This window comes from Corallococcus sp. AB049A, assembly GCF_003668885.1.
GTDB classification, from domain to species: domain Bacteria; phylum Myxococcota; class Myxococcia; order Myxococcales; family Myxococcaceae; genus Corallococcus; species Corallococcus interemptor.
On record NZ_RAWL01000838.1, the window covers coordinates 1 to 878 of the forward strand.

Sequence of the window (878 nt, forward strand, 5' to 3'; positions counted from 1 at the left end):
CCGGTCTCGTGGGCCCGGAGATGTGTATAAGAGCCACCCCCCCGTCTTCGAGCCGCCTCCGCAGCCGCCGCCTTCGCAGCCCGCGAAGAAGATGACGCGCAAGGAGCGCGAGGCCGAGGCCCGGCGCCAGCGTGAGGAGGCCGCCCGCCTCAAGCGCGAGGAGGAGCAGCGCAAGAAGGAGGAGGAGGCCCAGCGCAAGCAGGAGGAGGAGGCGAAGCGCAAGGCGGACGAGGAGGCGAAGCGCAAGGCGGAGGAAGACGCCCGGCGCAAGCGCGAGGAAGAGAAGAAGCGCCCCAAGCTCGACGAAGACGATCTCCGGAACTACTAGCCATGCGCCGCCTTTCATCGCTCATCGTTCCCTCGGCCCTCGTCATGGGCCTGTCCGCCTGCAGCCTGCTCGTCAGCTTCGACCCCGAAGGGCAGCCCTGCGACCGCGGCCAGTGCCTGGAGGGCTACGTCTGCCGCGACGAGGTCTGCACCTCCGAGGACGGCACCCCCACCGGTGACGCCGGTACCGGTGACGCCGGCACCACCGACGCGGGCACGTCCGATGCCGGCACGTCCGACGCCGGTGGCAGCACGGACGCCGGCCTCACGGATGGCGGTCTGCTGTCCGACGGCGGCCTCGGCGACGGGGGCTGACGTCCCGCGCGGGTTTTCGCGCCGCGCCCTGGGAGCCCTGGGGCGCGGCGCCCTGTAAACACTCCCGCACGTGGCCGCCGGGCCGCGCCGTGTCCCCCCGGACACGGCTGCCTGCCCGAGGGTGGCCCGCGGAAACCCCCGTCATTCCAGTCACTTGGACGCCACGTCCGCGCCGGGAACCACGGCCGGTGCGTGGCATCATCCGTGCTCTGAGGCGGGCCCAGGGAGGCATCATC

The 878-nt window shown here is 72.2% G+C and carries 1 protein-coding gene and 1 pseudogene; both read left to right on the plus strand.

Annotated elements, in window-relative coordinates; all coding sequences use genetic code 11:
* Nucleotides 1-328 (plus strand): annotated as a pseudogene (locus tag D7X55_RS39780) (PEGA domain-containing protein); the annotation flags it as partial.
* Nucleotides 329-330: 2 nt separating this feature from the next.
* A complete protein-coding gene (locus D7X55_RS39785) occupies nucleotides 331-642 on the plus strand; it encodes a hypothetical protein (RefSeq protein WP_120552911.1) in 312 nt (103 codons plus the stop codon).
* Nucleotides 643-878: the final 236 nt, after the last annotated feature.

What these genes read in the sequence shown, in the direction of transcription:
- D7X55_RS39785 (WP_120552911.1), top strand. Translation starts at nt 331, where the DNA reads ATGCGCCGCCTTTCATCGCTCATCGTTCCCTCGGCCCTCGTCATGGGC.